The sequence below is a fragment of the Endozoicomonas sp. SESOKO3 genome, from assembly GCF_024606255.1.
This window is the reverse complement of record NZ_JAHHPR010000248.1, coordinates 1-1,157: the sequence shown is the minus strand read 5'-3', so window position 1 is coordinate 1,157 and position 1,157 is coordinate 1. Positions and strand designations below refer to the sequence as shown.

The following is a 1,157-nucleotide window of genomic DNA, read 5'->3' as shown; positions in this document are numbered from 1 at the left end:
AGGATCACTCACCAAGAAATCACCAAGGATTTTTTTCTCTATGCTGGCGTTAATTATTCTGTCGGTAATAAATACTTTATTCATTTGTGCTTTTCAATCTAACGAGTTTATGCGTGATTAGTTTTTTTGTGATAAAAATAAGGATAACTACAACACTGATAGCTATTCCGAGGCGTATTAGCAAAATTGCGACTATATCAGCTCCAAAAATAGCAAAGATCAGCGTTTCTTCAATTAAACCATGAGCCAGCAGCAGGAAAGTTAAAAGATAAAGCCTCTGCTCTTCCTCAACGGACTTTATATCTTTAAGCAGGATACCTGCTCCATATGTGACTCCTAAAAGACAGCCAACGGTCATGCTTGATAGATATGTGTGTTTATCTAATAACGCTTTAAAAAATGCTCGCTTTTTAATTAGGTCAAAAGCCACTACCAGTGTGGCCACCAAAATCGAAATTTTCAGTGTCAGCAAAAGTGCATTAGAAAAAGCCCCCAATACAAGTGCGCCAAATGAAGCATATTCAGCTTTTACTTGACTGCTCCCTACGCTGCCTACCAATTCTTGAGGCGTTAAAAATGATGCCACCCAAGCCCCTAAAATGCCTAAGCACAAACGGGATATCCAATGTATATGGATGGGAAACCCCACTTTTTTCATTACGGCAGACTCCAGGGGAATGGAGTGACATATCGCAATAAATGTGCCTACTATCGTCCATTCATAAGGCGAAAGATCAAGTCCTGAAGCAACTGCTATACCCGCGTAAATATTAAGAAAAAAGCTGGCTGCGAAAGCTACAGCTACGTCGGCTGGCAATTTAAGTAATTGAGTAGCAGGCTCAAAAATGAAACCTACATAGTCGACCACCCCTAGATATTGCAAAACTTCACTCAGCATTGAGAAAGGAATGACCAGTTTTGCAATCATTAGGATTATTCGTTTAGATTCTTTGATACTTTCTTTCATAAATCGTCCCAGCTATACGAAGTTATAGTCAATAATGAGCATGTCTCTCCAGCCTGGCTGATCTTGTAGTGCGGGAAATAGAGGGGAAACGTCATGTTTTACAACTTCATCGTTAATTATTATGCTATCGAGGAACCAGTTTAATTGTTTATGCTCGATCGGAACATTTTTATTGCTGTAAATCCCAGAC

The 1,157-nt window shown here is 39.3% G+C and carries 2 protein-coding genes; both read right to left on the bottom strand.

What is annotated here, in order from left to right:
- Positions 1–76: 76 nt before the first annotated feature.
- On the bottom strand, positions 77–967 hold the full coding sequence (locus tag KDK18_RS04435; protein WP_257253491.1) for a hypothetical protein: 891 nt from the start codon (positions 965–967) through the stop codon (positions 77–79).
- Positions 968–979: 12 nt separating this feature from the next.
- Positions 980–1,150: a 2OG-Fe dioxygenase family protein gene (locus tag KDK18_RS14645; RefSeq protein ID WP_373691143.1), complete on the bottom strand. Its 171-nt coding sequence runs from the start codon at positions 1,148–1,150 to the stop codon at positions 980–982.
- Between the last annotated feature and the right edge of the window lie 7 nt (positions 1,151–1,157).